General features: G+C 60.1%; 21 protein-coding genes. 10 read left to right on the top strand and 11 right to left on the bottom strand.

Annotated features, from left to right (window positions below; all coding sequences use genetic code 11):
• The first annotated feature begins 21 nt into the window (after positions 1-21).
• From PspS49_RS26045 to PspS49_RS26030, 4 genes are all read left to right on the top strand, one after another.
• Complete coding sequence (locus PspS49_RS26045; RefSeq protein WP_127929940.1) at positions 22-759, top strand: transporter substrate-binding domain-containing protein; 738 nt, start codon at positions 22-24, stop codon at positions 757-759.
• Between the two features lie 151 nt (positions 760-910).
• The gene (ribA, locus tag PspS49_RS26040; RefSeq protein WP_016984117.1) at positions 911-1528 is read left to right on the top strand and encodes a GTP cyclohydrolase II; all 618 of its coding nucleotides are present in this window, start codon (positions 911-913) and stop codon (positions 1526-1528) included.
• The gene (locus PspS49_RS26035) at positions 1525-1944 is read left to right on the top strand and encodes an MFS transporter (RefSeq protein ID WP_122661425.1); all 420 of its coding nucleotides are present in this window, start codon (positions 1525-1527) and stop codon (positions 1942-1944) included. Before ribA ends, PspS49_RS26035 begins: the two co-directional genes overlap by 4 nt.
• Positions 1944-2744 carry a cobalamin-binding protein gene (locus PspS49_RS26030; RefSeq protein ID WP_160041978.1) on the top strand — a complete coding sequence of 267 codons (801 nt, stop codon included), beginning with the start codon at positions 1944-1946 and terminating at the stop codon, positions 2742-2744. Before PspS49_RS26035 ends, PspS49_RS26030 begins: the two co-directional genes overlap by 1 nt.
• Positions 2745-2854: 110 nt before the next feature.
• On the opposite strand, the gene PspS49_RS26025 is transcribed toward PspS49_RS26030, so the two are convergent.
• The 5 genes from PspS49_RS26025 to PspS49_RS26005 form a co-directional block, all read right to left on the bottom strand.
• Entirely contained in the window at positions 2855-4738 is a 1884-nt protein-coding gene (locus PspS49_RS26025) for a TonB-dependent receptor (RefSeq protein WP_160041976.1), read from the bottom strand.
• A gap of 139 nt (positions 4739-4877) precedes the next feature.
• A complete protein-coding gene (gene dxs, locus PspS49_RS26020; RefSeq protein ID WP_150751763.1) occupies positions 4878-6776 on the bottom strand; it encodes a 1-deoxy-D-xylulose-5-phosphate synthase in 1899 nt (632 codons plus the stop codon).
• A gap of 91 nt (positions 6777-6867) precedes the next feature.
• Positions 6868-7755, bottom strand: a complete 888-nt coding sequence (ispA, locus tag PspS49_RS26015; protein WP_160041975.1) for a (2E,6E)-farnesyl diphosphate synthase — start codon at positions 7753-7755, stop codon at positions 6868-6870.
• On the bottom strand, positions 7752-7994 hold the full coding sequence (locus PspS49_RS26010) for an exodeoxyribonuclease VII small subunit (RefSeq protein ID WP_003228627.1): 243 nt from the start codon (positions 7992-7994) through the stop codon (positions 7752-7754). Before PspS49_RS26010 ends, ispA begins: the two co-directional genes overlap by 4 nt.
• Positions 7995-8106: 112 nt before the next feature.
• Complete coding sequence (locus tag PspS49_RS26005; protein ID WP_160041974.1) at positions 8107-9252, bottom strand: Fic family protein; 1146 nt, start codon at positions 9250-9252, stop codon at positions 8107-8109.
• Between the two features lie 278 nt (positions 9253-9530).
• Between PspS49_RS26005 and PspS49_RS26000 the strand changes: the two genes are divergently transcribed.
• The 6 genes from PspS49_RS26000 to PspS49_RS25975 are packed head-to-tail and all read left to right on the top strand — an operon-like array spanning position 9531 to position 19718.
• On the top strand, positions 9531-10322 hold the full coding sequence (locus PspS49_RS26000) for a DUF2135 domain-containing protein (RefSeq protein ID WP_150774605.1): 792 nt from the start codon (positions 9531-9533) through the stop codon (positions 10320-10322).
• 40 nt (positions 10323-10362) lie between these two features.
• Complete coding sequence (locus PspS49_RS25995) at positions 10363-12075, top strand: DUF2138 domain-containing protein (RefSeq protein WP_160041973.1); 1713 nt, start codon at positions 10363-10365, stop codon at positions 12073-12075.
• Positions 12072-12710, top strand: a complete 639-nt coding sequence (locus PspS49_RS25990) for a DUF1175 family protein (protein WP_127929933.1) — start codon at positions 12072-12074, stop codon at positions 12708-12710. Before PspS49_RS25995 ends, PspS49_RS25990 begins: the two co-directional genes overlap by 4 nt.
• Positions 12707-17281, top strand: coding sequence for an alpha-2-macroglobulin (locus tag PspS49_RS25985; RefSeq protein WP_160041972.1), 4575 nt, complete (start codon positions 12707-12709; stop codon positions 17279-17281). The genes PspS49_RS25990 and PspS49_RS25985 overlap by 4 nt, the downstream gene beginning before the upstream one ends.
• A 1-nt stretch (position 17282) precedes the next feature.
• Positions 17283-18902 carry a DUF2300 domain-containing protein gene (locus PspS49_RS25980; RefSeq protein ID WP_160041971.1) on the top strand — a complete coding sequence of 540 codons (1620 nt, stop codon included), beginning with the start codon at positions 17283-17285 and terminating at the stop codon, positions 18900-18902.
• Between the two features lie 3 nt (positions 18903-18905).
• Complete coding sequence (locus PspS49_RS25975) at positions 18906-19718, top strand: DUF2135 domain-containing protein (RefSeq protein ID WP_160041970.1); 813 nt, start codon at positions 18906-18908, stop codon at positions 19716-19718.
• Between the two features lie 24 nt (positions 19719-19742).
• Here the strand turns inward: PspS49_RS25975 and PspS49_RS25970 are convergent, their stop codons facing one another.
• The 6 genes from PspS49_RS25970 to PspS49_RS25945 all read right to left on the bottom strand — a co-directional run bounded on the left by PspS49_RS25970 (position 19743) and on the right by PspS49_RS25945 (position 25018).
• The gene (locus PspS49_RS25970; protein WP_150774610.1) at positions 19743-20177 is read right to left on the bottom strand and encodes a hypothetical protein; all 435 of its coding nucleotides are present in this window, start codon (positions 20175-20177) and stop codon (positions 19743-19745) included.
• Positions 20178-20239: 62 nt separating this feature from the next.
• Positions 20240-20797 (bottom strand): hypothetical protein, encoded by a 558-nt coding sequence (locus PspS49_RS25965; protein ID WP_160041969.1) that lies wholly within the window; start codon positions 20795-20797, stop codon positions 20240-20242.
• Positions 20798-20924: 127 nt separating this feature from the next.
• Positions 20925-22100, bottom strand: a complete 1176-nt coding sequence (locus PspS49_RS25960) for a diguanylate cyclase (RefSeq protein WP_160041968.1) — start codon at positions 22098-22100, stop codon at positions 20925-20927.
• Between the two features lie 495 nt (positions 22101-22595).
• Positions 22596-23342 (bottom strand): helix-turn-helix transcriptional regulator, encoded by a 747-nt coding sequence (locus PspS49_RS25955; RefSeq protein ID WP_127929926.1) that lies wholly within the window; start codon positions 23340-23342, stop codon positions 22596-22598.
• Positions 23343-23565: 223 nt separating this feature from the next.
• On the bottom strand, positions 23566-24093 hold the full coding sequence (gene ppa / locus PspS49_RS25950) for an inorganic diphosphatase (RefSeq protein WP_003205933.1): 528 nt from the start codon (positions 24091-24093) through the stop codon (positions 23566-23568).
• A gap of 112 nt (positions 24094-24205) precedes the next feature.
• The gene (locus tag PspS49_RS25945) at positions 24206-25018 is read right to left on the bottom strand and encodes a M90 family metallopeptidase (RefSeq protein ID WP_160041966.1); all 813 of its coding nucleotides are present in this window, start codon (positions 25016-25018) and stop codon (positions 24206-24208) included.
• Position 25019 lies beyond the last annotated feature (1 nt).

Below are 25019 nucleotides of genomic sequence, written 5' to 3'. Positions count from 1 at the left end.
GGTCAAGTGAGGGGACTAGGGATGGCTCGACGCTGGTTGGCGTTAGTGGTTTTGGCTTTGCTGAGTACCGTGGCCGGTGCGCAGGAAGCTGCGCCGACGCCGGCGGTCATCCATCTGGCCAGCGAAGACTGGGAAGACTACACCGCTGCCGACGGCCATGGCCTTGGCTGGGACGTGTTGCGCAAAGTGTTCGAACCGGCCGGAGTAAAGCTGGATATCCGCAGCGTGCCATACACCCGTTCGGTCGGGCTGGTGCAGTTGAAGGAAGTCGACGCGCTGGTCGGTTCCTATCGCGACGAAGCCGAGCAGGTGTTGTATCCACACTGGAATTTCGATTCCGACCACATCTACGCGTTGGGTCTGGCGAGCAATCCATCGCCGACCCAGGCGACGCTGGGCAAATATCGTCTGGCCTGGGTGCGCGGTTATCGCTACGAAAACTACCTGCCGAATATCAAGCGTTACAACCAGATCCAACGGCGCACCGGCATTTTATCGATGCTCAAGCAGGGGCGGGCGGATTACTACATCGATGCGTTGACCGAGATCGAGGCCGTGCTCAAAACCGCAGCAGATCCGGCGCTGTATCGCTATTCACATCTGATCGAGCTGCCGTTGTTTCTCGGCTTTGCCGACACTCCGCAGGCGCGAGCGCTGATGGCGCTATATGACCAGCGCATGGAGCAGTTGGTGAAGAGCGGCGAGTTGAAGCCAATCTTCGAGAAGTGGAAGCAGCCGTATCCGTTCAACCCGAATTGAGCATACAACTCCCACAGGGGACAGAGGCAACTCAGTAGTTATCAAACTTTTTGATCGTTATGCCCGATAATTCAGCCTAAGCGTCTGTAGGAACCTGCTGTTACAATGCCGGCCTGCGAATTTTCAGACTCTTTAGATCAGGAGCACACCGGTGCCTGTCGTCTTTGTCGCCGCTTCCAAGCTGCCAACGCCTTTTGCGCAATTCACCATGCACGGTTTTCTCGATGAAGCCACCGGCCGCGAGCACGTCGTGCTGAGCCTGGGTGAAATTGCCGACGGTGCCCCGGTTCTCGGCCGTTTGCACTCCGAATGCCTGACTGGCGACGCCTTGTTCAGCCAGCGCTGCGACTGCGGCTCGCAACTGGAAGGCGCGCTCAAAGCCATCGCCCGTGAAGGCCGTGGCGTATTGCTTTACCTGCGTCAGGAAGGTCGCGGTATTGGTCTGCTGAACAAGATCCGTGCCTACGAATTGCAGGACGGCGGTGCCGACACCGTTGAAGCCAACGAGCGTCTGGGCTTTGCCGCTGACCAGCGCGACTACGCAATGTGCCTGCCGATGCTTGAACATCTGGGCGTGAAATCCCTGCGTCTGATGACCAACAACCCGCGCAAGGTCAAAGCCTTGACCGACATGGGCATCACCGTCGCCGAGCGCGTGCCGTTGCACACCGGGCACAACCCGCACAACAAGCTCTACCTGGCGACCAAGGCCAGCAAGCTCGACCACATGATGGGCAATGAGCATCAGGGCGAGGTTGATCGCGCGTGACTCGCGGTCAGGTGCGGCGCCGATTGTCGGTCGATTGGTGGAAATACCTCGCGCTGGCGCTAGTGCCGTTGTTCGTGCTCAACGCGCTGTTTGGTCAGGGCGAAGGGATTCTGCCAGTACTGGCGATGCCGTTTTTCATTGCCGGCGTCGCGTCGATGTTTGTCAGCCTGAAGTTTTTCGGTCGCTATAAACATGCGCTGATCGCCACGCAAAAAGCCCTCGATACCCCGGATGAACCTGCAGCGTGGATTGCCCTCGCAGCCCGTCGTCGTGCGGCTTTTCTCGCGGCAGCCTTGCCGGCGTGGATCGGCGCGCTGGCGGTGTTTGTCGGTCTTGAAGCCGTACCGTTGATGCTGCTGGCGTTGTCCACGGCGGTGCTGTTTTATCTCTACCGTATCCCGCGTCAACTCGGCTGATGCGTCGTCTGTGGCTTGCGCTTCTGCTGCTGGCCGTCAGTGGCCCTGTGCTGGCGAACCTGCGGGTGGTCAGCCTCGCGCCGTCGCTGTCTGAAATTGTCGTTGAACTGGATTCGGCTGACCTGCTGGTCGGCGTGCTGGATGCCGGGGAGCGTCCTGCTGAAATTGCCAACGTCCCCTCTGTCGGCCGCTATGGCCAACTCGACATGGAACAATTGCTGAGCCTCCAGCCTGATTTATTGTTGCTGTGGCCCGGCAGTGTCGGCCCTGCGCAGCGTGATCAGCTCAAGCGCTTGGGCATCCCGACCTTCGTCGCCGAACCGCATTCCTTTGAGCAACTCATTACCCAGATAGAAGCCATTGCCGCGCAATTGGGGCGACCTCAACGTGGGGTGAAACGGGCTTCGGAGTTGCGCAAACAACTCGCAGAGCTGCGCCAGCGCTATCGCCGGGACGTGCCGTTGCGGGTGTTTTATCAGGTGTGGGACAAGCCGCTGTACACCGTCGGTGGCGGGCAGATCATCAGCGATGCGCTGCAAGTGTGCGGGGCGGGCAATGTGTTCGGCGATCTGAGTCTGCCGGCGCCGCAGGTGAGTATTGAGGCAGTGTTGCAGCGCGATCCTGAGGTGATTCTGGCGAGTGATCGGGCGCAGCTGAATGCGTGGAAGGCGTGGCCGCAGGTCGCCGCGGTGACGCAGGGGAAATTACTGCTGGTCACCGACAAAGGCCTTGAGCGCCCAAGCGGCCAGATGATCAGCGCCACCGCCAAACTCTGCCAATTGATCGCGCCGGACCACTGAAACCGTGGTGACTTCTTCGCGAGCAGGCTCGCTCCCACAGGGGGATTGCATTCCAAATGTGGGAGCGAGCCTGCTCGCGAAGGGGCCTGTGAAATCACCGAAGATTCAAATCAAAGCTGGGGAGTCCAGGTGACACCAAACATCCACACTCGACCTTCTTCGCGATAGCCATACTGGCTGCCGTCATAGCTGTAGTTCGCCCGGCTGTAGCCCTTGTCGAAAACGTTATCGACCTTCAGATCCAGCTTGATCTCGCGGTTCAACGCCCAGCCGCTGCGTAAGCCGAACAGCGCATAGCCGCCCAGCGCCTGCGTATTGTCCTTATCGTCATAACTGCTGCTGACCGCCTGCCAACTGGCGCCGAGGCTGACTTGATCAAACTGTCGATCCAGATCCCAGCTCAACGTGCGCCGCGCACGTCGGGCCAAGGTGTGCCCGGTATCACGATCACGCGGATCGATGATCGAAACGCCAAGGTTGCTCTGCCAGTCGAACAGTTCCTGCTTCAGTGCCGCTTCAAATCCATTGATTCGTGCCGAAGCCACGTTCTCTGGACGTGAGTTGCTGCCGAAGATGATCGCGTCTTCCAGGTCAGTACGGTAAATCGACGCCTCGAGACGGCTGCTGTCGGTCAACTGACTGCGCCATTGCAGCTCGTAGCTTTTCGAGGTTTCCGGTTTCAGATCCGGGTTGCTGAAGTCCGGGTAGTACAGGTCGTTGAAGGTCGGCGCGCGGAAACCTTCGCTGTAACTCAGCAACAAATCGTTGTCCGGGTTCAGTGGCAGGGTGAACGTGCCGCTCCAGGTGTTCTGGCTGCCGAATTGTTGATTGTCGTCATGGCGCAGGCCCAGCTCCGTGGAGAAGCTGTCGGCTTGATAACGATGCTGGATAAACGCGGCGCGGTTCCAGCGACTGTCTTCGTCGAATGCGGTGCTGCTGTTGACCCGGTCTTCGTACCAGTCGCCGCCGAGGATCAGGCTGTTGCGTGCGTCCAGTGTCAGGTCGTTCTGCCAGTTCACCGAATCGCGGTAGGTGTTGAACACCGTGCGTTCGTCGCTGAGCTTGTCGAGGGTTTTCTCGCGATTCTCGGTGTGGCCGAACTCGACGCGGGTTTTCCAGGTTTCGTTGATCCGCGCATCGACGTAACTGCTGACACTGCTGACGTTGAAATCGCTGTAGGGCTGCTGCTGGAGCGATTCGAATGTGGTCATGTCGAAGCGGCCGAACGGGTTGTCAAACTCGCCCTTGCCACGGTTATCGAGCAGATTGGTGCCGATTTCGATGTCATCGGTCAGTGCATGGCTGAGGCTCAGGCTGACGGATTTATTGCGGTAGGCGTCGTGATCGCCATCGCTTGGATACGACTCATGGGTGCGATCAATCCCGGCAGTCTCATCCAGGCTGGCGCCGAGGTTGAAACGGGTTTTCTCATCGCCGCCGGACAAGCCGAGGCTGCGCTGCCAAGTCTGGTTGCTGCCGAAACCGACGTGCATCCGGGGCTGCAAACCCTGCTCAGTGCCGCGTCGGGTGAAAATCTGAATCACCCCGCCAATCGCATCGCTGCCGTAAATCACCGAACGCGAACCGCGCAGTACTTCCACGCGCTCGATCTGTTCGATATTCAGATGCTGCAGGTTGCTGTCGCCGGACGTTGAACTGCCGATGCGCTGGCCATCGACCAGCACCAGACTCTGCGCCGACTGCGTGCCGCGAATGTAGATCCCCGGCAGGCTGCCGCGCCCGCCGGCCTGCGCCACTTGCACGCCGGGTACGCGCCGCAGCAGATCAGGCACGTCGCTCGGTTGCAGGCGGTCGATTTCTTCGCGGGTGAATACCGTGTTGGCGGCGCTGCTGTCGTTTCGGGCTTCGACCTGGCGGTTGGCTGAGATCAGCGTGTCCGGCAGTTTCAGTGCCTGATCACGCTCGAAGGTATCGGCGAAAGCGTTGGTGGATGGCAGCAGAAGAAAGGGCAGGGCGAGGCGCGAGAGTTTCATGGAAATCCATCGGGAATTTCAGATGTGCACAAATCAAATGTGGGAGCGAGCCTGCTCGCGAATGCGGTGTATCAGTCAGCCCTGATTTGACTGACAGTCCGCATTCGCGAGCAGGCTCGCTCCCACAAGGGTATTGCGTTTATTTGTCGAGTAAGGCCAGACGCTCACGAATCGACGCTTCGATCCCGGCCTCATCCAGCCCGCACTCGGCCAGCATTTGCGCAGGCTTGGCGTGCTCAACGTAGATATCCGGCAAGCCCAGATGCAGCATCGACTTGAGAATGTTCTCGCGCGCGAGGAACTCGCTGACCGCGCCACCGGCGCCGCCCATGATCGCGTTCTCTTCGATGGTCACCAGCAATTCGTGGCTGTCGGCAATCTCGCGCACCAGCTCTTCGTCGAGCGGTTTGACGAAACGCATGTCGACCACGGTGGCATCGAGTTTTTCAGCGACTTTCAGCGCTTCGGACAGTTGCACACCGAACACGAGCAAGGCGACTTTGCTGCCCTGACGACGGACGATGCCCTTGCCGATTTCGATCGGCTCGAGGTCTTTCTCAATGGTCGCATTCGGACCATTGCCACGCGGGTAACGCACCGCCGCCGGGCCGTTGTAGAGGTGGCCGGTGGTGAGCATCTTGCGCAGTTCGTTTTCATCGCTCGGGGTCATGATGACCATGCCCGGGATGCAGCGCAGGTACGACAGATCGAAGCTGCCAGCGTGGGTCGGTCCGTCTTCGCCAACTAAACCTGCACGGTCGATGGCGAACAGCACGTCGAGGTTCTGCACCGCGACGTCATGCACCAGTTGGTCGTAACCACGCTGGAGGAACGTCGAGTAGATCGCCACCACCGGTTTTGCGCCTTCACAGGCCATGCCGGCAGCGAACGTTACCGCGTGTTGCTCGGCAATCGCCACGTCGAAGTAGCGCAACGGAAAACGTTCGCTGAACGCCACCAGATCCGAGCCTTCCTTCATCGCCGGGGTAATCCCGACCAGACGTGGATCAGCGGCTGCCATGTCGCACAGCCACTCGCCAAACACTGCCGAATACTTCGGCCCGCTGGCCTGCTTCGGCGCGGCGGCCGGAGCGTCCAGTGGTTCGAGTTTGGTAATGGCGTGGTAACCAATCGGGTCGACTTCCGCCGGGGCGAAGCCTTTGCCTTTCTTGGTGACGATGTGCAGGAACTGCGGGCCTTTCAAATCACGCATGTTGCGCAGCGTGGCGATCAGCGTTGGCAGGTCGTGGCCATCGATCGGGCCGATGTAGTTCCAGCCCAGCTCTTCGAACAGCGTGCCGGGGACCAGCATGCCTTTGGCGTATTCTTCGGTGCGGCGGGCGATTTCCCAGGCGCCGGGCAGGCGCGACAGGACTTTCTTGCTGCCCTCGCGCATGCTCGCGTAAGTGCGGCTGGAAAGGATCTTCGCCAGATAGTTCGACAGACCGCCGACATTGCGCGAGATCGACATGTCGTTGTCGTTGAGAATCACCAGCATGTTGGCGTTCACTTCCGGCGCGTGGTTCAGCGCTTCGAAAGCCATGCCGGCGGTCAATGCGCCGTCGCCGATTACGGCAATCGCCTTGCGATCACTGTCCTGCAGGCGGGCGGCAATCGCCATGCCCAGCGCAGCGCTGATCGAGGTGCTGGAGTGGCCGACGCCAAAGGTGTCGTACTCGCTCTCGGAGCGACGCGGGAAAGCGGCGATGCCGTCTTTCTGGCGCAGGGTGCCCATGCGCTCGCGGCGACCGGTGAGGATCTTGTGCGGATACGCCTGATGCCCGACGTCCCACAGCAGACGGTCGTCCGGCGTGTCGAAGACGTAATGCAACGCGATGGTCAGCTCGATCACGCCCAGGCCGGCACCGAAATGCCCACCGGTCTGGCCGACCGTGTAGAGCAATTCCAGGCGCAACTCATCGGCCAGGGTTTCCAGCTCGGCTTCGCCTAACCGGCGCAGGCCGTCCGGCGTGTTCGCGCGGTCGAGCAGGGGCGTGGTCGGGCGCTTGCGGGGAATCTCATGAAACGTCGTGGGCATCAGGCGAATCGTTATAGGTATAAAAGATGCCGCAGTTTACCTGATGCATCGCCCCCTGCCCACGCGTTGGTCTTTTTTGGCGGATACGCCGTCAGTTGCGCCGCTCGACGATATACCGGGCCAGCTCGCGCAAGGGCTCGGCCGCCGCGTCAAACGGTCGCAGGGCGTGCAGGGCCTGATCGCGCAGTTCCAGCGCGTAAGCCTTGGCAGCGTCGAGACCGAGCAGCGCCGGGTAGGTCGGTTTGTCGCGGGCAATGTCGGCGCCCTGGCGTTTACCGAGGGTTTCGGTATCGCTTTCGACGTCGAGGATGTCGTCCTGCACCTGAAAGGCCAGGCCGATGGCCTGTGCATAAGTCTGCAGGGCACGGAGTTCATCCGGCTCGGCACGGCCGCTGGCCAGAGCACCGAGTTTGACGCTGACTTCGATCAGTGCGCCGGTCTTGTGCCGGTGCATCTGTTCGAGGGCTTTCTGATCGAGTTTGAGGCCAACCGAACCGAGGTCGATGGCTTGACCGCCGACCATGCCTGCCGGGCCTGCGGCATTAGCCAGCGCGGTGACCATTTGCAGGCGGATGTCACTGCTGCAATCGCTCAGGCGCGGGTCGAGCAGGGCACTGAAAGCCAGGCTCTGCAAGCCGTCACCGGCGAGAATCGCGCAGGCTTCGTCGAATTTCTTGTGGGTGGTCGGCTGGCCGCGACGCAGATCGTCGTCGTCCATCGCCGGCAAATCATCGTGAACCAGCGAATAAGCGTGGATCAACTCGACCGCGCAAGCCGCGCCGTTGGCTTGCTCAGCCTTGCCACCGAGGGCTTCGCACGCGGCGTAGGCCAGCAGCGGGCGCACGCGTTTGCCGCCGTTCATCACGCTGTAGCGCATGGCATCGTAAAGCCGCGCCAGCTCCGGCAACGGCGCATTGAACAGGGTTTCCAGCGCTGCGTTGACCCGGGTCTGGCTGCTCGCCGTATACGCCGCAATCATTCTGGCTGTTCCGCGTCGAAGGGTTCCTCGGCGAGTTCGCCATCGCGCTCCAGCAGCACTTGCACTTTCTGCTCGGCCTGCGCCAGCGCTGCCTGGCAGTCACGGGTCAGACCGATGCCCTGCTCGAAAGCGGTCAGCGAGTCTTCCAGCGACAATTCACCGTTCTCCAGACGCTCGACCAGTGTTTGCAGGTCGGCGAGGGACTGTTCGAAATCCAGTGCAGCTTTTTTGCGGGCCATGGCGGCGATTTCCGGTTGACGTTAAACCGGCGCGACACTAGCAGATAGGGGGGTTATGGGCAAATGAGCGGGCCGGCTCTCAAGGGCAAAAATAACTCTGTGGCGGTTGGGTTTAACGTGCTGCTCTGTCCGGATAATTGATCTGGTAGCGCGTGCTACGGCCACCTCCCGGCAAGCGTTGCAGGCAACCTTTCTCCAGCAACTCCACAAGATGTCGGGTCGCCGTGGCCTTCGACACTTTCGCCACCGCTTGATATTGCCCGGCGCTGATGCCGTGCTCAAAGCCCCGCTCGCCGCCATCGAGCAGGCGATTGAGCACTTTGACCTGCTCAGCCGAAAGTTCGGACTCGCGGTGTGCCTGCCAGAAACGCGTCTTGCCCAGCACGCTTTCAATCCGGGTGATGGCTTGTTGCAGACTGCGTAGCAAGGTTTGCAGGAACCAAGAGAGCCACTCGGTGATATCCAGCGCGGCTTTCTGGCTCGATTCCAGAATCCGGTAGTAGCCGGAACGATCATCCAGAATGCTCGCCGATATGGCGTAGAAACGGATGGCTTGCGCTTCGCCCTGTGCCAGCGCCAGATCAGTGATGGTGCGGGTCAGACGGCCGTTACCATCGTCGAACGGATGCAGGGTGATGAACCAGAAGTGGGCGATGCCCGCGCGAAGCATCGGGTCCAGTGCTGTCTGATGCTGGCTGGCCTCGAACCATTGGAGAAACTGGTCGAGCTGCTGTTCAAGACCTTGGCGTGGTGGGGCTTCGAAATGAACCGTTGGACGATCAATGCGACCCGAAACCACCTGCATTGGCTCGTCACCGCGTAGCGCACCCACATGCATTGAGCGCGCAGTAAGGTCAGCCTCTTGATCGGGAAACAGCCATTGGTGCCATTCCAGCAAGCGCTCCAGCGTCAACGGTTCGGCAAATCGACGGGTGGCATCAAGCATGAGTTGCGCCAGACCTTCACTGCGTTGGCTGACTTTATCGCCGTCGATCAACTCCAGGCCCAAACGTCGCGCCAAGGATGACCGCACGGAGCCGACATTCAGTTGCTCACCTTCGATGGCCGAAGACGTCACGATATTCTGCAAAAGGGCGTCCAGTTCGGTCTGAGCCCCCAAAGAGTCACCTACCGAACCGGCCATACCCATCAACTGACCTTGCGCCTGCACACACTCACGCAACAACGGTGTCAGGCGTTCTGCCTGCCAGTTGAAGTCGGGCCAATCGGGCTGCTGCCAGATCCAGTGAGTTGCCATTCGTTGCCTGCCTTGAGTCCGTGAGCCGAATAGAAAAGCTATTCGGCTCATTTTGTGAGCCGAATATGACGGCTATTCGGCTCACCGTCCACCGGATCGGCGTGATTCCTACAGTAAAAGCACATGTATCCGATTGTTAAAAAACCGCCGAATCGCTAATCTTCGCGCCTTCTACGACCCCATATTCACGGGTCTTTCAGACGAAACGCAGTTTTCACCGCTGTGAAGTACCGAGGATCGGGTGCAAGGTTTCGTTCAGGCATGGCAGGAGGCATTACATGCGTTCATTTCTTTGGCTGCTGATCGGCCTGGCCTGCGCGCCCGCGCTGCTGGCGGCGCCGACGGCCGAGCTGTCGGAGCCAGTGGGCGGTTGGCGCTATCACGGCTTGCTCGACCGCAGCGAAAACCCGCAAGTCGCCTATCCGACGCCGCCGATCGATCGCGGCATCCAGCGCAATCGCACGATGATCCAGGGCCAGCTCAAGGCCATCGGCCATATGCGCCCGCCGCACAGTCTCGCCGTGAATGGCAATCCACTGAATCTGTACACCGACGACCAAGGCCGTTTCGCCCGGCCGTACGCGTTCGGCGCTGGCTCCAACAGCGTCGAAGTGATCAGCGCCGAAGGCCAGTCGCTCAAGCGCGTGCAATTTTATGAAGCAAACAATTTGCGCACGCCGGCGCGTATTCGTCTTGTCTTGGGATGGGACGATCCGAAAGCCGAGCTCGATCTGCACATTGTCACGCCCGACGGTCAGCATGCGTTCTGGGCTCGGCCAGCGCTGAGCAATGGCGGCGGTCTTGACCCGGATGGCGTTGATGGCCCGGGCCCGGAAATGTTCACCATGACCGCGCCGTTGCACGGCACCTATCTGGTTTACGTCAACTATTGGGGCAACTTCGGCAACGGCGGCTATAACTTCGAGGAGACCAGCAACCAGAACGAGGTGATCACCTCGCAAATCACGCTGGTGCTCAACGAAAACACCGTCGACGAAAAACGCGAAACGTTCATCGTACCCCTGCGGGCGATCGGTGATCTGCTGCTGGTCAAGACTTTCAACTATTAATAAGCATCCCGCTGCACGGATGAAATCGGGCTTTGAAAAGATGAGCGATAACACTGTTACTCCGGCTGCCGACACGCCAGCGGCCAAACCTTCGCGGCGCTGGCCTTTGCTTCTGGCCGGGTTGTGCCTGGTGGCCGGCGTGGCGGGTGGTTTTGGCTGGCTGCTGCTCAAGCCCAAGGCACCGCCGGCGGAATTGGCCAGTGACAAGCTTGGCCTCAGCCGTCCGGATGCGTTGCTGGAAACCCGTTCGCTGAGCCAGTTGCCCAAGGACTTGCTGACAGTGCCGTTCCTCAAGGCCACGCTCACCGAGGATTTCGTCTTCTATTACGAGACTCATGCTGATCGCCTCGGCTTGATCGGCAGTCTGCGCCGGATCATCTACGAGCATGATCTGAAGTTGCAGGACAGCCTGATCGAGCAGCTTTTCGATCAACCGGCCGATGTCGCGCTGTGGCGTGGCGCGGATGGTCGCTTGAAGGATTTCCTGCTGGTGATGGATCGCGGCGGGCTGGCGAAGCTGCTCGAGCCGCTGGCGAAAGTCGCGATGGATGACACGCAACTCAGTCAGATGGGCGAACTCAAAGTCGGCGGCGATAGCGTGCCGTTGTACCAACTGACCTATAACGCCAGCAAAGCGCTGCTGTTTGCCTCCCACGGCGACAAACTGGTGGTGCTGTCGAACCCGGCCAAGTACTACGACCCGGAAAGTGGCGTCTCTGAAGAATCGGGGCACGTCTCGCCACAAGCGCTGGCAGCGCTGCTCAATGGCGAAAAACTCTTCCCCGAAGCGTTCGGTCTGCCAGCGAAAACCGCGGAAACCAAGCAGCGTCTGTCGGTCAATTCCAGTGTTCTGGCCATGGGTTATCAGCGCTTCATCCCGAACTTCGCCGGGCTGCGCTTCGACATGGACGACAAGGGCTGGCACAGCTACCTCGCCATGGACGAGCTGGAAAACCAGCCCGACTTCGATTTCAAACCGGTCTGGCAAGCCATGCCGCTGGGGGCCAGTGCCTGCGTAACCCTGCCGGTCGCGGCCGAACCGCAAAAACCGCTGTTGGTAAAACTTGGTGCCGAAGAGACCGTGGCGCAGACCCTCACCGAACACGTGGCCGGCGCGGCAGGCCTGTGCTGGTACGCCGATTCGCGTTTGTACACGCCGCTGTTGGTGGCCAGTCTGAAAGACGAGGACAGCAGCAAACTTGATGGCGATCTCGGCAAGCTATTCGGTTCGATGGTTGGTGCGTACGAGGCCAACGTCGAAGAAAACGTGTTCCCGGTGGTCGAGAAGCAGGAAGGCCAGAACCACGTCTGGCAGCGTCAGGTCAGTTCCAATTTCGGCCCCTACGCGGCGAAGACTGCGGAAAACCCGAACGCGATTTCCGGCAAGGCATTCATGAAAGTCAGTCTTGCCCGTCACGGCTCGACGCTGCTGTTTTCCCTCGACGACAAACTGGTCGACAAGGCCCTCGGCACCCTCGATAAGCGCTTCCCGCCAATGGCCGACGTGCTGCCGAAAGATGTGCTGATGCCGATCTATTTCGGCCCGGATTCGATGGCGCAACTGATGCAGCAGGAAACCCTCGACAGCCTGCCGCAGGACATGGAGCCGGTGTTCTACAACGCCGCGCAAACCTACCTGATTCCGAAACTGCGCACCTTCGGCGGCTACGGCAAATATGCCCTGACTTTACCTGAAGGCAGCGAGCCTGACGGCCACTGGCAGTGGCTGCCGCTGGAGTGGAAAGCGCTGTGACGACACTGATCCGCAGCCTCGGCCTGCTTGCGCTGCTATTGAGTGCGGGTGCCCGAGCCGTTGAAACGCCAGCGCTGGACCCGGCGCAATCCCAGGTGTTTCGCGCCTGGTTTGTGCGCATCGCCCAAGAGCAACTCAGCCAAGGCCCGAGTCCGCGTTGGTATCAGCAGGACTGTGCCGGGCTGGTGCGTTTCGCCGCCAACGAAGCGCTGAAAGTCCATGACGACAAATGGCTGCGCAGCAATGGCCTGTCCAATCGTTATCTGCCGCCGGAGCTGTCGCTCAGCGATGAGCAACGCAAACTCGCCCAGCAATGGCAGCAGGGCGGCGGCAAGGTCGGGCCGTACGTCAACGCGATCAAACTGATTCAGTTCAACAGCCATCTGGTCAGTCGCGACGTGTCGCAGGCGCGGCCCGGTGACCTGATGTTTTTCGATCAGGGCGACGACCAGCACCTGATGATCTGGATGGGCCGCTACATCGCCTATCACACCGGCACCACCACCCCGACTGACAACGGCATGCGTTCGGCAAGCCTGCAGCAACTCATGACATGGAAGGACACCCGATGGATACCCGACGCAGCCAACCCCAACTTCATCGGCGTCTATCGACTGAACTTTCTCTCCCAATGACCGGTGCCCGCATGTTGCGTATCTGCTCGCGAATTCCTTTGCTGCTGGCGCTGTTGCTGCCATTGGCGACCGTTAACGCCGAAGATTCGGTGGAGCCGAGCGGCTATACGCCGGTGTCCGGTGAGAGCTTTTTCCTCCTTGCCGACAGTAGTTTCGCAGCGGACGAGCAGGCGATGGTGCGCCTCGAAGCGCCGGGCCGAGACTATCGCCGTTTCCGCATGGAACCGTACGGTGGCGCCGACATTCGTGTGTATCGCATCGACAAGCCGCTGGATTTCCTCAAGCGTCAGAAGAACCTGCACCGCGTGGTCAGCGATGGCCAGTTCAAGGGCGAAGGCTTGTCCAACACCCTCGCGTACTTGTGGGACAACTGGTACCGAAAATCCCGTCGGGTGATGCAGCGCGCGTTCTCTTATGAGTCGCGCAAACAGGTCACCGAAGAGGTGCCGGAACTGAAGATGGGCAACGCCATTGCCGCGCCGACACCGTACGATGCACAGCCGCAATTTGCGCTGATTCCGGGTCTGCCGGTGGTCAGCCAGTTCCGTTATCCATTGTGGCAAGCCAAGCCGATTCAGCCGCCAGCCGGGGTCAATCTCGCGGGCTCTTCGAGCGATTTCGTCAGCGTCGCGCCGGGCAACGTTTACATCCCGTTGGGCAATTTGAAACCGGGTCTGTATCTGGTCGAAGCGCTGATCGGTAAATACCGCGCGACCACCATGGTGTTCGTCTCCAACACCGTCGCGGTGAGCAAGATTGCTGGCGATGAATTGCTGGTCTGGGCCGCACGCAAACACGAAGGCAGCTCGGTGCCGAAGGTCAATGTGCTGTGGACGGATGGCCTCGGTGTGATGAGCAGCGGCGCGACCGACACTGATGGTTTGCTGCGCCTGAAACACGTCAGCCCTGAGCGTTCGTTCGTGATCGGCGAGGATGAAGAGGGCGGCGTCTTCGTCTCGGAAAACTTCTACTACGACAGCGAAATCTACGACACCAAACTCTATGCCTTCACCGACCGGCCGCTGTACCGCCCGGGTGATTGGGTGTCGCTGAAGATCGTCGGTCGCGAGTTCAAGAATGCGCGGGATTCGGTATTGCCGGGGGCAGCGGATGTCTCGGTCAGCGTGCTCGATGCGACCGGTACCGAGCTACAACACCTTGACCTTAAGCTTGATTCGAAGGCGGGCACTCAGGGCCGTTTCCAGTTGCCGGACAACGCCGTTGCCGGTGGTTACGAGATTCGCTTCAACTACAAGGATCAGGCTTACAGCAGCGCGTTCCGTGTGGCGGAGTACATCAAGCCGCACTTCGAGATTTCGCTGAATCTGGCCAAGCAGGATTACCGCACCGGCGAACCGGTGAAGGGCAGTCTGGTGCTGCTCTACCCGGACGGCAAACCGGTGGCCAACGCCAAACTGACCCTGAGCCTGCGCGCCCAGCAACTGTCGATGGTCGACAACGAGCTGCAATACCTCGGGCAATTCCCGGTGGAGCTGACCAGCACCGAACTGACCACCGACAGCAAGGGCAACGCGACCCTCGACCTGCCTGCCGCCGACAAACCGAGCCGCTACATGCTCACCGTGTTTGCCAGCGATGGCGCGGCGTATCGGGTCAAGACCACCAAGGAAATCCTCATCGACCGTGGCGCCGCGAGCTTTCGCTTGAGCGCACCGCAACGCTTCAGCGCGGTTGGCGACAAGGTTGCGTTCAGCTACGCCAACGAGGGCGGCAGCGAGCAGAGCAAAGCGGTCACCCCGAGCAGCTACAGCTGGGTGCGTCTGGAAGACCAGAGCACCGGTGAAGGCAAACTTGCGGCGACTGACAAAGGCTTCAGCATTGCCTTCGAACGTCCGGGCACTTACAACCTGACACTCAAGGATCAGCACGGTCGCGTGCTCGGTGCCACCGGGCATTCGGTCACCGGCGATGGCGTCAAAGCAGTGCCGGGCACCGTGGAAATCGTCCTCGATAAACCTGAGTACAAGGCTGGCGATGAAGCGCTGGCGCTGATCACGTTCCCGGAACCGGTCAGCGATGCTCTGCTTTCTCTGGAGCGCGACAAGGTCGAAGCTACTGCGCTGCTGGCCAAGGGCGGCGACTGGCTGAAACTGGAAAAGCTCAGCGACACCCAATACCGCGCGCGTATCCCGGTGAGGGACAACTTTGCGCCGAACCTGACCTTCTCCGTGCTCTACACCAAGGGTGGTCAGTACAGCTTCCAGAACGCCGGGATCAAAGTGGTCGCGCCGCAAATCGACGTGGCGATCAGCACCGACAAAGCGGTGTATCTGCCGGGCGACACGGTCACGGTTGACCTGACCACGCAGTTCGCCGGCAAAGCCGTTCCGGCGCATCTGACCGTCAGCGTCGTCGACGAAATGGTCTACGCGCTGCAACCGGAAGTCGCACCGACCATCGACCAGTTCTTCTATCACCCGCGCCGCAACAATGTGCGCACCAGCGCCAGTCTGTCGTTCATCAGTTACGACGTCGCGTTGCCGGGCAGCCCGGGCGCGCCGGGCAAAGCCAACCGCAGCGAGCGCGGGGTGAAAGTGCTGGAGCGGCCGCGTCGTGAAGACGTCGACACGGCCGCTTGGCAACCGGAGTTGTTGACCGGCGCCGACGGCAAAACCCGTTTCACTTTCAAAATGCCGGACTCGCTGACCCGTTGGCGCATTACCGCCCGCGCCATCGCCGATGACGGTCAGGTCGGACAAAAGAAACAGTTCGTGCGTTCGGAAAAACCGCTGTACCTGAAGTGGAGCGGCCCGAGCAAATTCCGCAAGGGCGATCAGCCGCAACTCGGTGTGTTCGCGTTCAGTCAGGCCGAGAAACCGGTCAAGGCTGAACTCGTGACGCACTACGCTGGCGCTGAACAACGTGTCCCGGTGACCCTCAACAACGGCATCAATTACCTGCCGCTGCCAGCATTCGCCTTGGCTTCCGGTGATTGGACGGCTGAACTGGTGCAGGACGGCAAAACCGCCGACTCCCTCGCCGTGCGCCTCAGTGCGACCGGTGACGGCTGGCAGGTGACGCAGACGCAAGGCCTCGATGTCGCCAGTGGTGACACGCCGTTGAGCCTGCCGGCGGATGCCACGGATATTCGCCTGCGTCTGGATGACAGTCCGCAAGCGCTGTTCCGTTCGGCTCTCGATGATCTGCTGAGTTATCCGTACGGTGGCGTCGAGCAGACTGCCAGTCGTTTGCTGCCGCTGAGCATCGCTTATCCGTCGCTGGCATCGAATCCGCAGATTCGTGATCGCTTGCGCCTGATCATGCAGAACAGCCGTCTGCGTCTGGTGCAAATGGCCGGGCCATCGGCGAGCTTCACGTGGTGGGGTTACGACGGTGAGCCGGATGCGTTCCTCACTGCCTACGCCTATTACGCCGACTGGAACGCCAGCCAGGTGCTGGAGCTGACCTTGCCGCCGGAGCATTGGCAGCGGGTGCTGGAAGTTTACGCCAAGCAAGCGCCGAACACGCCTTTGCTGCAACGCGCGCTGATTCTGTCGTTCGCCAAGCAGATGCATTTGCCGGTGAACACGCTGCTTAGCGGCTTGATCGACGATCTGGCCAAGGCCGGTGAAGGCAATGCTGAGACCATGCTCGACGATGGTGAAGACAGTCTGGTGATGAGCGATCCGGATTCGGCGCTCGGTCTGGCAGCGGCACGGGTGTTGACCGCCTCTTTGGCCACGCAGTCGAAAGTCGCCTTGCCGGACGCGTTCAATCGTCAGGTGGGCGCTGCACAACAGCGTCTTTCGGTCAGCTCGCAGCCGTTTGCCGAAGCGCTGAACCTGTCGTTGCAACCGTTCGATCAGGCACGTGCGCAAGCGCTGTTGCAACGACTGTTGCCGCAGCAATCGACCCTCGAACGTGCGCTGGCGCTGACCTGGTTGCAACGCAGCATCGCCCAGGCTTCGCCGACCATCGCCTTGACGCCGGGTGAGGGCTGGAAGAAAAACTACGGTGCAACCGGTGAGATGTACTGGACCTGGCAAGGCGCCACTCCGGTGCCGAGCGTGCTGACAGTGTCCGGCACGCAAGAGCGTCCATTGCGCGCGGCGTTGAGCTTCCAGACCCAGCAACCGCCAGTCGATCCAATGGCCGTGACCATCACCCGTCGCCTGTCGCGACTGGTACCAAGCGATGAAGCCTTCACCTTCAAGCTGGAGCCGGTGGGCACCAAGCCGCTGTCCAGCGACAGCCTGTATCTGGACGAAGTGATCCTCACCAGCAAAGCGCCGAAACCACTGCGCTACGGCATGCTCGAAGTGCCGCTGCCACCGGGCGCTGATGTCGAGCGCACGACGTGGGGCATCAAGTTGCAGGGCAAGGACGGCACCGAGCCGACTGCGCTGGAGAAGGCGCGTTTCGAACCGGGCCAGTTGGCCTACGCGGTGCCGGTCGATGCGCTGAGCGGCGAGTTGCGGCTGCGCCATCTGGTGCGATTCTCGCAGAAGGGCCAGTTCAACTTGCCGCCGGTGCGCTTCAAGCAGGTCTACGCACCGCAGCATCAGGCCCAGGAAGCGAAAGCCGCCCTCGGTCAGGTCACGGTCAACTGACATGACCCGGCCGCTGCTGTGGCTGCTGATGTGTGTGATCCCTGCGCTGGCGACGGCGCAGGATGAGCCGTTGCGCGTGGCTTACAAGGGCGAATTGTTGTCGTTGAGTCAGACGCAACTGATCAAGCGTGAACCGTTGCCGTCATCGCTGGATACGCCGCTGGGCAGTCTGTGGAAGTTGTTTGTCTACGCATGGCTGGTGGATACCGGCGCGCGGGAGCCGGCGTATGAATGTCGCGGACAGTCGAAGGAAGAGGTTTATTGCTGCGCGGCGGGTGGCAAAATCGAGCGTGATCAGGCGCTGGTGAAATCCTGCGGTTTGTATTTTGAGCCGGTGCGGTTGGGGATTTCGGCGGCGGATTGGCGTACCTATTGGCAGACGCGGCAGGCGCCGTCGTGGTTGCTGGATCTGCCTTCGGTGCAGCCGGCTCAACGGGTTTCCGTGGTTGAACTGCTGAAGGTTATGGCCTCGTTGCCGGCGCAGGATAAGGCGCGTCGAGTGCTACTCGACGTGGTGCTGAACGCGGCGGACGGCAATGTCGTTGGTGAACTGGGCGGGCGCTTGCGGGTGAAAACCTGGAGCTGGCTCGGCGATCAGGATCCGCAGTCGCGGCAGGGTGGTTTCGCCGGTTGGACGGCTGATGGCTCGCCGGTCTGGGCAGGCGGGCGCGGCACCAGCCAGATGGTCTTGCGGCATTACGGTCAGGCACTGGCGACGGTGTTGCCAGCGGCATGGCCAGCAGAGGCGGGGCGTTGTGTTGAAGTCGGATTGTTCGCGCGCTATCCGGTTGCGCGGGTTTTGACTGGCGAGCGGGTGGTCTCTTCCGGCCCGTTGCAGGGCGATTACGGCGTCGAATTCGCCAACGGCAACGCGCTGGATATCCACAGCGACGGCGAACTGTTTCTGCTCAACGACAAACTCGTCGCAAGGCTTGATCGCGAAGAATATGTAGCCCGCGTCCTTGAGCGTGAAGCCAAACCCGAACCCACCGAAGCGGCCAAAGCACTGGCCGTGGCAATCCGCACCTATCTGCTGCAAAACGCCACGCGCAACGGCGACTGCCTGAGCATCGATGACAGCAGCAATCGCCAGCGTGTCGCCCCGCGTCCAGCCTCGGCCGAATCCCGCAACATCGCCGCATGGACGGCAGACCTCGTGCTGGCCGGCAGCACCGTCACCTATCACTCCGATCAACCCGGCCCGGACAAACTCGCCTGGCAACAAGCCGTCGAGCAAGCCAAGGCCGGTCAACGTTACGACGCGATTCTGCTGCACGCCTATCCGCGCGCCAGCCTCAGCCGCTGGGACAACCCGGTCGCTTCCTGCGAAGCGCTGCCCGCCGCACAAGACTGGCTGCAGAAACAGCGACGCGGCTGGCGCCCAAAGCTGGAAAGCGAAACCGGCTACAACGAAGTCAGCACCTTCGCCGTGTGCAAACTCGCTTTCGGTCGCCCCTTTGTTGATCGCGAACGCCAACGCATCTACGTACGCGGCGTACTGACTTTGCAGGATCGCCTAGACCTCACCCACGAATATCTGCACCTGGCCTTTGAAGCTCACCCCAACGGCCAGGATGAAACCTACATCGAAGGGCTCGCCCGTCATCTTTTGCTGGAATAGACCATGACACTCCTTTATCCACAGGTCTTGCTGTTGCTCTGCACCTTGACCGCGCTATCGCCAGCGATGGCCGCCGACAGCGTCAAACTCGACACCCCGGTCGGCGGCTGGCGCAGCGGCGCCCCGGAAGGCGAGGGCGAAAGCTTCCGTCAGACCGTCAACTACCCGGCCTCCTCGGTCAACACCCCGATTGGCCAGGCCAATACCGCCCGCATCAGCGGCGAAATCAAAGCTACGCAGAAGGGCAACGAACCCGGTCGCTTGATCGTCAACGGCGTCAGCATGCCGCTGAAAATCGACGACAGCGGCCGCTTTGACCGCCCGTTTTCCTTCCCCAACGGCAGCAACAGCGTGGAAGTGCGCAGTCCCGATGGCCAGCAACGCCACCGCACACAGTTCCTCAACACCAGCGGCGGCGCCACCCCGGCCAAGCTGCGCGTACTGTTGGCGTGGGACAGTGACGGCACCGACCTCGACCTGCACCTCGTCACCCCCGACGGCGCGCACATCTGGTACGGCAACCGCAGCGCCGCCAACGGCGCCGCGCTCGACGTCGACGTCACCACCGGTTATGGCCCGGAAATCTTCGCCATGCCGGCGCCGATCAAGGGCCAGTATCTGGTGTATGTGAATTATTACGGCGGTGGCTATCGCGGGGATGAGGATGGCGGCGATGAGGCGGTGCAGGCGCTGACCACGGCGCAGGTGACGGTGATTACTGAAGAAGGCACGCCGAGCGAGAAAATGGAGACGTTTCTGATCCCGATGCGCGCGGTGGGTGAGCTGACGTTGGTGAAGTCGTTCAGTTATCCCTGAGCAGTTACTTGCTCAGGGACAGCACTAGAGTCCAGGCGGAATGTAACCGGGTACGAACGGAACGTTGATGCATTTGCCATGAATGATTTTTCCGTCCTCGATCCTGAACAGTACGATCTTTTTGGCTTTATTGACGGTCGCTTCCAGTTTGCAGTCAGAGCTATGCCCGACCGTCTCGTAGTACTCGGTGTACACCATGCCGTTGCCGGTGTGATTCATGGAAGTGCCGGCCGCTTCGGTGGTGGTCCAGCTGGAGGATTTGAACCAGGTCAGGACGGCCAGATTTTCGCCGTTGGTACCGGTCTGTTTTTTCATTGAATCGGGTTTGCCGAACAGATCGAGTGCTTCCTGAACATCCCGTCCTTCCCAGCGCGACTGTGCAATCAGGTGGCAGCCATTCACCATTGATACTGTGGCTGTTATCAGCAGCACCGAAAACGTTTTAGTCCATTGATTCATCATGACTCCCGGTGTCATGTGCGAGACGAAATAGCGCGCTGCAGCGCCCAGAAATCAGGCTGTTACTTGTTGCCCAGTATCGAGTCGAGGTTGTCCATCATCTGGCCTTTCTCTTGAATCGGTGCAAGTTTGAAAAACATCTGCTGCATGCCCTGAATCATCTGCAAGTGCTCCATCTTGCCCACTGCAATCATGTCTTTTTTCTCTGGAGTGCAAACGAAAGCCAAAGCGCGCTGCACCCAGAACTCCTTCGGCTGTTGCCATTGCTCGTTCACTTTCAGGTGCCGCAGCATGTAGGCAATTCGATCCACCGACTGGCCATTAACAAACCGCACCTTGTTGGTCTTGCACTGAACTTCCAGGTTGTAGGCATCGATCATTGGCTTGCCCGGCTCTTCATACACCAGCGTCACCGCCAGCATTTGCGCACCCTTGGTACGCGTCGACGGCACCACGGATGTGCTGTCGGCGACATACATGATGTTCTTGTGCGGGACGCCGTTACCGTAAATGATCCACCAGTCGCCAACGGGGTTCGGCTCTTCTGCTGACACTGAAGTGGCAGTCAAGAGTGCAGTCAGTAAAGCGACGGATTTACTCAGTTTGAAAAGCGATGACATGGTGCTGCTCCATTCCTTGGCGCTTTTGTAATGCACAAAAACAGAATGGAAATTTAGTGGCGGGCGCCGGCAGGGGCAATTAGGGCGGATGTGCTAATGGCTTATTGGAATGGCCGTTTGTTGGGCACTAATTATCGGTAAGGCTCAGGTACAGCGAACGCAACGTCTGTACACGATTACGCCCCTTGTCTTTGGCGCCGTACAGCGCCTGATCGGCCTCCGAGAGCAGACGTGACAAGTCGTAGCCGGATTCGCGGGTGGTCACCACGCCGATGCTGACGCTGAGCAGCCCCGGCTCAAGAATCGACAATTGCGAGAACGAACGGCGGATCCGTTCGGCAATTTCCAGTGCAGTCTGCTCATCGCAATCGTTGAGCAGGCAGGCAAACTCCTCACCGCCAATCCGCCCGCAAACATCTTCCTTGCGCAGGCTCTCGACCACGATCCGGCCGAACGCGATCAACGCCTGATCCCCAACGGGATGGCCATAGGTATCATTCAGACGCTTGAAGTTATCCAGGTCGCAAAGCAGCAACGCCGCCGGTTCTGCGTGTTGCTGGCTTTCAGTAAGCAACTGGCCGGCGTTCATCATGAACGCGCGACGATTGCCAATGCCCGTCAGCGGATCGCTGAACGCCGCCGCTTTGAGCTTGAGCTCTGCACGTTCCTTGACCATCGCCAGGGTGATGTAGGCAATGCCGATGACATATAGCATCGACTCGAACAGCATGAACGAGAAAAACGGCACACCCTCGCCAGTGCCCAGCAGCGCCTTTGTCACCGGCAGCCCTTCATCGGTCGCACTGCGAACGGCGTAGAACACAGTGTGCAGAATGGTCAGCACCAGCGCCGGCATAAACGCGACGTCCAGAGTGTGGCGGCTGCGCCAGAGCTCCAGCGTTGTCAGCACGCCGTAACCGAATGCCAGCAAGGAGTAGATTAAAACCCGATTTGGCATCGACTCGTAGAAGGCGGGAATCAGGCACAAGGTCAGCCAGGCGAACGCCCCCGCCAGAATGCCGGACACAGAAGGCTTGCGCCCGACCAGCGTGCGCATGGCCGTCCAGTTCATCGCTGCACTGAGCAATAGAACAACATTGCCGAACACAATGGGAACGAAGTCGACGCCTCGATCACGCCAACTGACCAATACCACGCCCAAGGCGCCCAGCAGCATCATGCTTCCGAGGTACGCCAGTGGCGGCTCGCGGGTTTCGCGATACCAGGCGTGCAGCGTCAAAAGCCCCATCAAAAAGAAGACGAAGACCGAAACGACCAGCAGGGTCGGGATATGCAGGACCATTCCATGGATTCCCGTGAGGCTCAATACCGGAATCCGGCCGGGGTCGGGGATGCGGGTAAAAACAGAGGGGGTGGGTGTTGGGCGGGATTTAGCACTGAGGGGTTGAGGTTGGCAAGTGTTGAGTCAAGCTCGCCAAGGTAAACGTTTTTTTTGCAGGCATTAAAAAGCCGGCTTGTGGCCGGCTTCTCGGGGACTGGCTTGGCCTATTTTTGGTAAGCCTTGCCAGCCTTCAAAACTTACATCCGGATCTGCGTCCGGCTGCGGGACTTGGTCAGACGTTGGTCTGCCGCGTCGGGCGCTGTCTGAGCCGCGGGGCGGATCGATGCGCAAATGTGGGGCGCAGGATACTGAGTTTTGCTTGGGATTCCCAGTCTGAAGTGCGGTTTAGAGCGACTTCTTCGCCAGAAATCCGGGATTTGTACCGATTGTCCGGGCCTCTTCGCGAGCAGGCTCGCTCCCACAGGGTTCTGTGCAAGCAGGCATAGCTGCGTCGGATCAAAGAAACGGCACCACCGGCCGCCGTTTGCTCACCGTCGACCACCAGAACACCCAGCCCAATATATGAATCCGTTGCTCTTCGATCTGCGCCGCGCGGAACACTTCGTCCGGGTATTCGGCGCTGTTGTGGCTGCGCAGGCGCAGACCGTTGCCGGGCATGCGGTGCAGGTATTTGATGCGCAGCATGCCGTCGTGTTCGATGGCGTAGATTTCGCCGTCCACCACTTGGGTCAGGCCGCGGTCGATGGCAACGACGGAGCCGTCTTCGATGCGTTCGGCCATGCTGTTGCCGATCATGTGCGCGCAGATGGCGTCGGCGGGGCGGATCTCCAGTTGATCAACCTGTGCACGCAGCAGGCGGATGGAGAGCTCCGGGTCTTGGATGACGTGGGTTTTGTCGGAGCCGTTGGTCAGTGGCGTTTCTTTGAAGAAGGCCAGTTCGATGTCGTTGGGATGGATGAATCGGTAGGCGCCCTGAGGATCGTGGGCGTCAAAGCTGTCGCCGTTGCTGGCAGGCGGAGTCAGGCTTGGCAGCTCTTTAATGCCTTCACCGGTTTTCAGCCATTCGCTGTTGACAGACAGCAGACGTGAGACTTCTTCCATGCGATACGCCGGGACGCCCCGGGTGTACCAGTTGTGGACATTTTGGGCTTCCGTGCCCCAGAACTTTGCGAAACCCGTTGTGGAGATGTTCGCTGCTTCCAGGAGTGCCTTGAATCTTGGACCGCTAGTGTTCTTTCTCATAAACACGGAGTCTACGGCCGTGCCAGAGCGGTTTGAATAAACTGAACGTTCAAAAACGGGCTGAATTTTGCGACGGGATGTAAGACGCTCTTGTGGGAAATTACACAGGCTAAAACTTTTCTGTAGTCCGCCATAAACAAGCTGTTTAAGGCGGCTTTTTCCGAGCACAAAAAACCCCGGATCAACCGGGGTTTTCTTCAAGCATCACGCGTCGTGCAGGTGCTTAGCCTTTGTAGGCGGCAACCGACTTGGTGATCGCTTCGCGGGCGGCGTCAGCACCGGCCCAGCCTTCGATCTTGACCCATTTGCCTTTTTCGAGATCTTTGTAGTTCGCGAAGAAGTGCTCGATCTGCTGGATCAGCAGTGGCGGCAGGTCAGTGTATTCCTTCACATCGACGTACAGCTGGGACAGCTTGTCGTGTGGCACTGCGATGACTTTGGCATCGCCGCCGCCGTCGTCGGTCATGTTCAGGATGCCGACTGGACGTGCGCGGATCACCGAACCTGGCGCAACCGGGTAAGGGGTCACAACCAGCACGTCGAGGGGATCACCGTCGTCAGCCAGGGTGTTCGGGATGTAACCGTAGTTGGCCGGGTAGAACATTGGGGTGGCCATGAAACGGTCAACGAACAGGCAATCGCTGTCTTTGTCGATTTCGTATTTGATCGGCGCGTGGTTGGCCGGGATCTCGATCGCGACGTAGATGTCGTTCGGCAGGTCTTTGCCAGCCGGAATCTTGCTGTAGCTCATTGGGCGTTGCCCCCGTAGTTGACCAAAAACACTTGGCCGGATTGACCAAAAAGTGGCGGCGATTATAGGCATATTCTGCCGTGGACGCCATGTACCGAAAGTCGTGCAGCGCTTAGTCGTGTGGCTGATAGACCGGGTCTGTGGCCTGAAGTTGCCGCAACCTGCCCAACGGATCCTGGCGGTAGAAAAGCTGCAACTGCGCATAGACCTGTGGATAGGCCTCATGCAGCAAATCCGGGGCGCTGAAGAAGTATTCGCTGGTGACCGCAAAGAATTCCGCCGGGTTCTCGGCGGCGTAGGGATCGATAGCAGTTTCGGCGTCGGGATTGCGGTCGAGCTGGCGATTGAGATCGTCGTAGGCGTGTTGCATCACTTCGGCCCAGTCGCTGACGCGCATATCGGCGTGCAGCGGTGGCAGGCCATTGGCGTCGCCGTTGAGCATGTCGAGTTTGTGCGCCAGTTCGTGAATCACCAGGTTGTAGCCTTCCCAGCCGCCACTGGCCATGACGCCGGGCCAGGCGAGAATGATCGGTCCCTGCTGCCAGGCTTCGCCGCTGTGTTCGCCGTCCCATTCGTGCTCGACGCCGCTGGCGTCGCGATAACGTTGCGGACTGAGGAAATCGTCCGGGTAGAGGACGATTTCGTGGAAACCCTGATACCAGTTCAGATCACCGAGGTTGAGCAGCGGTAATTGCGCTTGGGCGGCGAGCAGCAGGCGTTGTTCCTGATGCAGTTCGACGCCAGGCAGGGCGCTCAGGTGTTTGTCGTCGAGGAACAGCACGCAGGCTTCACGCAGCCATTGGTCTTCGGCAGCGCTGATGCCATCAAGAAAACTCAATTGATGGCGCACCCGTTGCCACATCTCGTCGGCAATCGGGTACTTCGCCAGAATGCGCCGGCGGCGCCAGGCGCTCAGCGACCACATC

It is taken from the genome of Pseudomonas sp. S49 (genome assembly GCF_009866785.1).
Classification (GTDB): domain Bacteria; phylum Pseudomonadota; class Gammaproteobacteria; order Pseudomonadales; family Pseudomonadaceae; genus Aquipseudomonas.
Note: the sequence above shows the minus strand (reverse complement) of the source record. Positions and strands in the feature narration are given on the sequence as shown.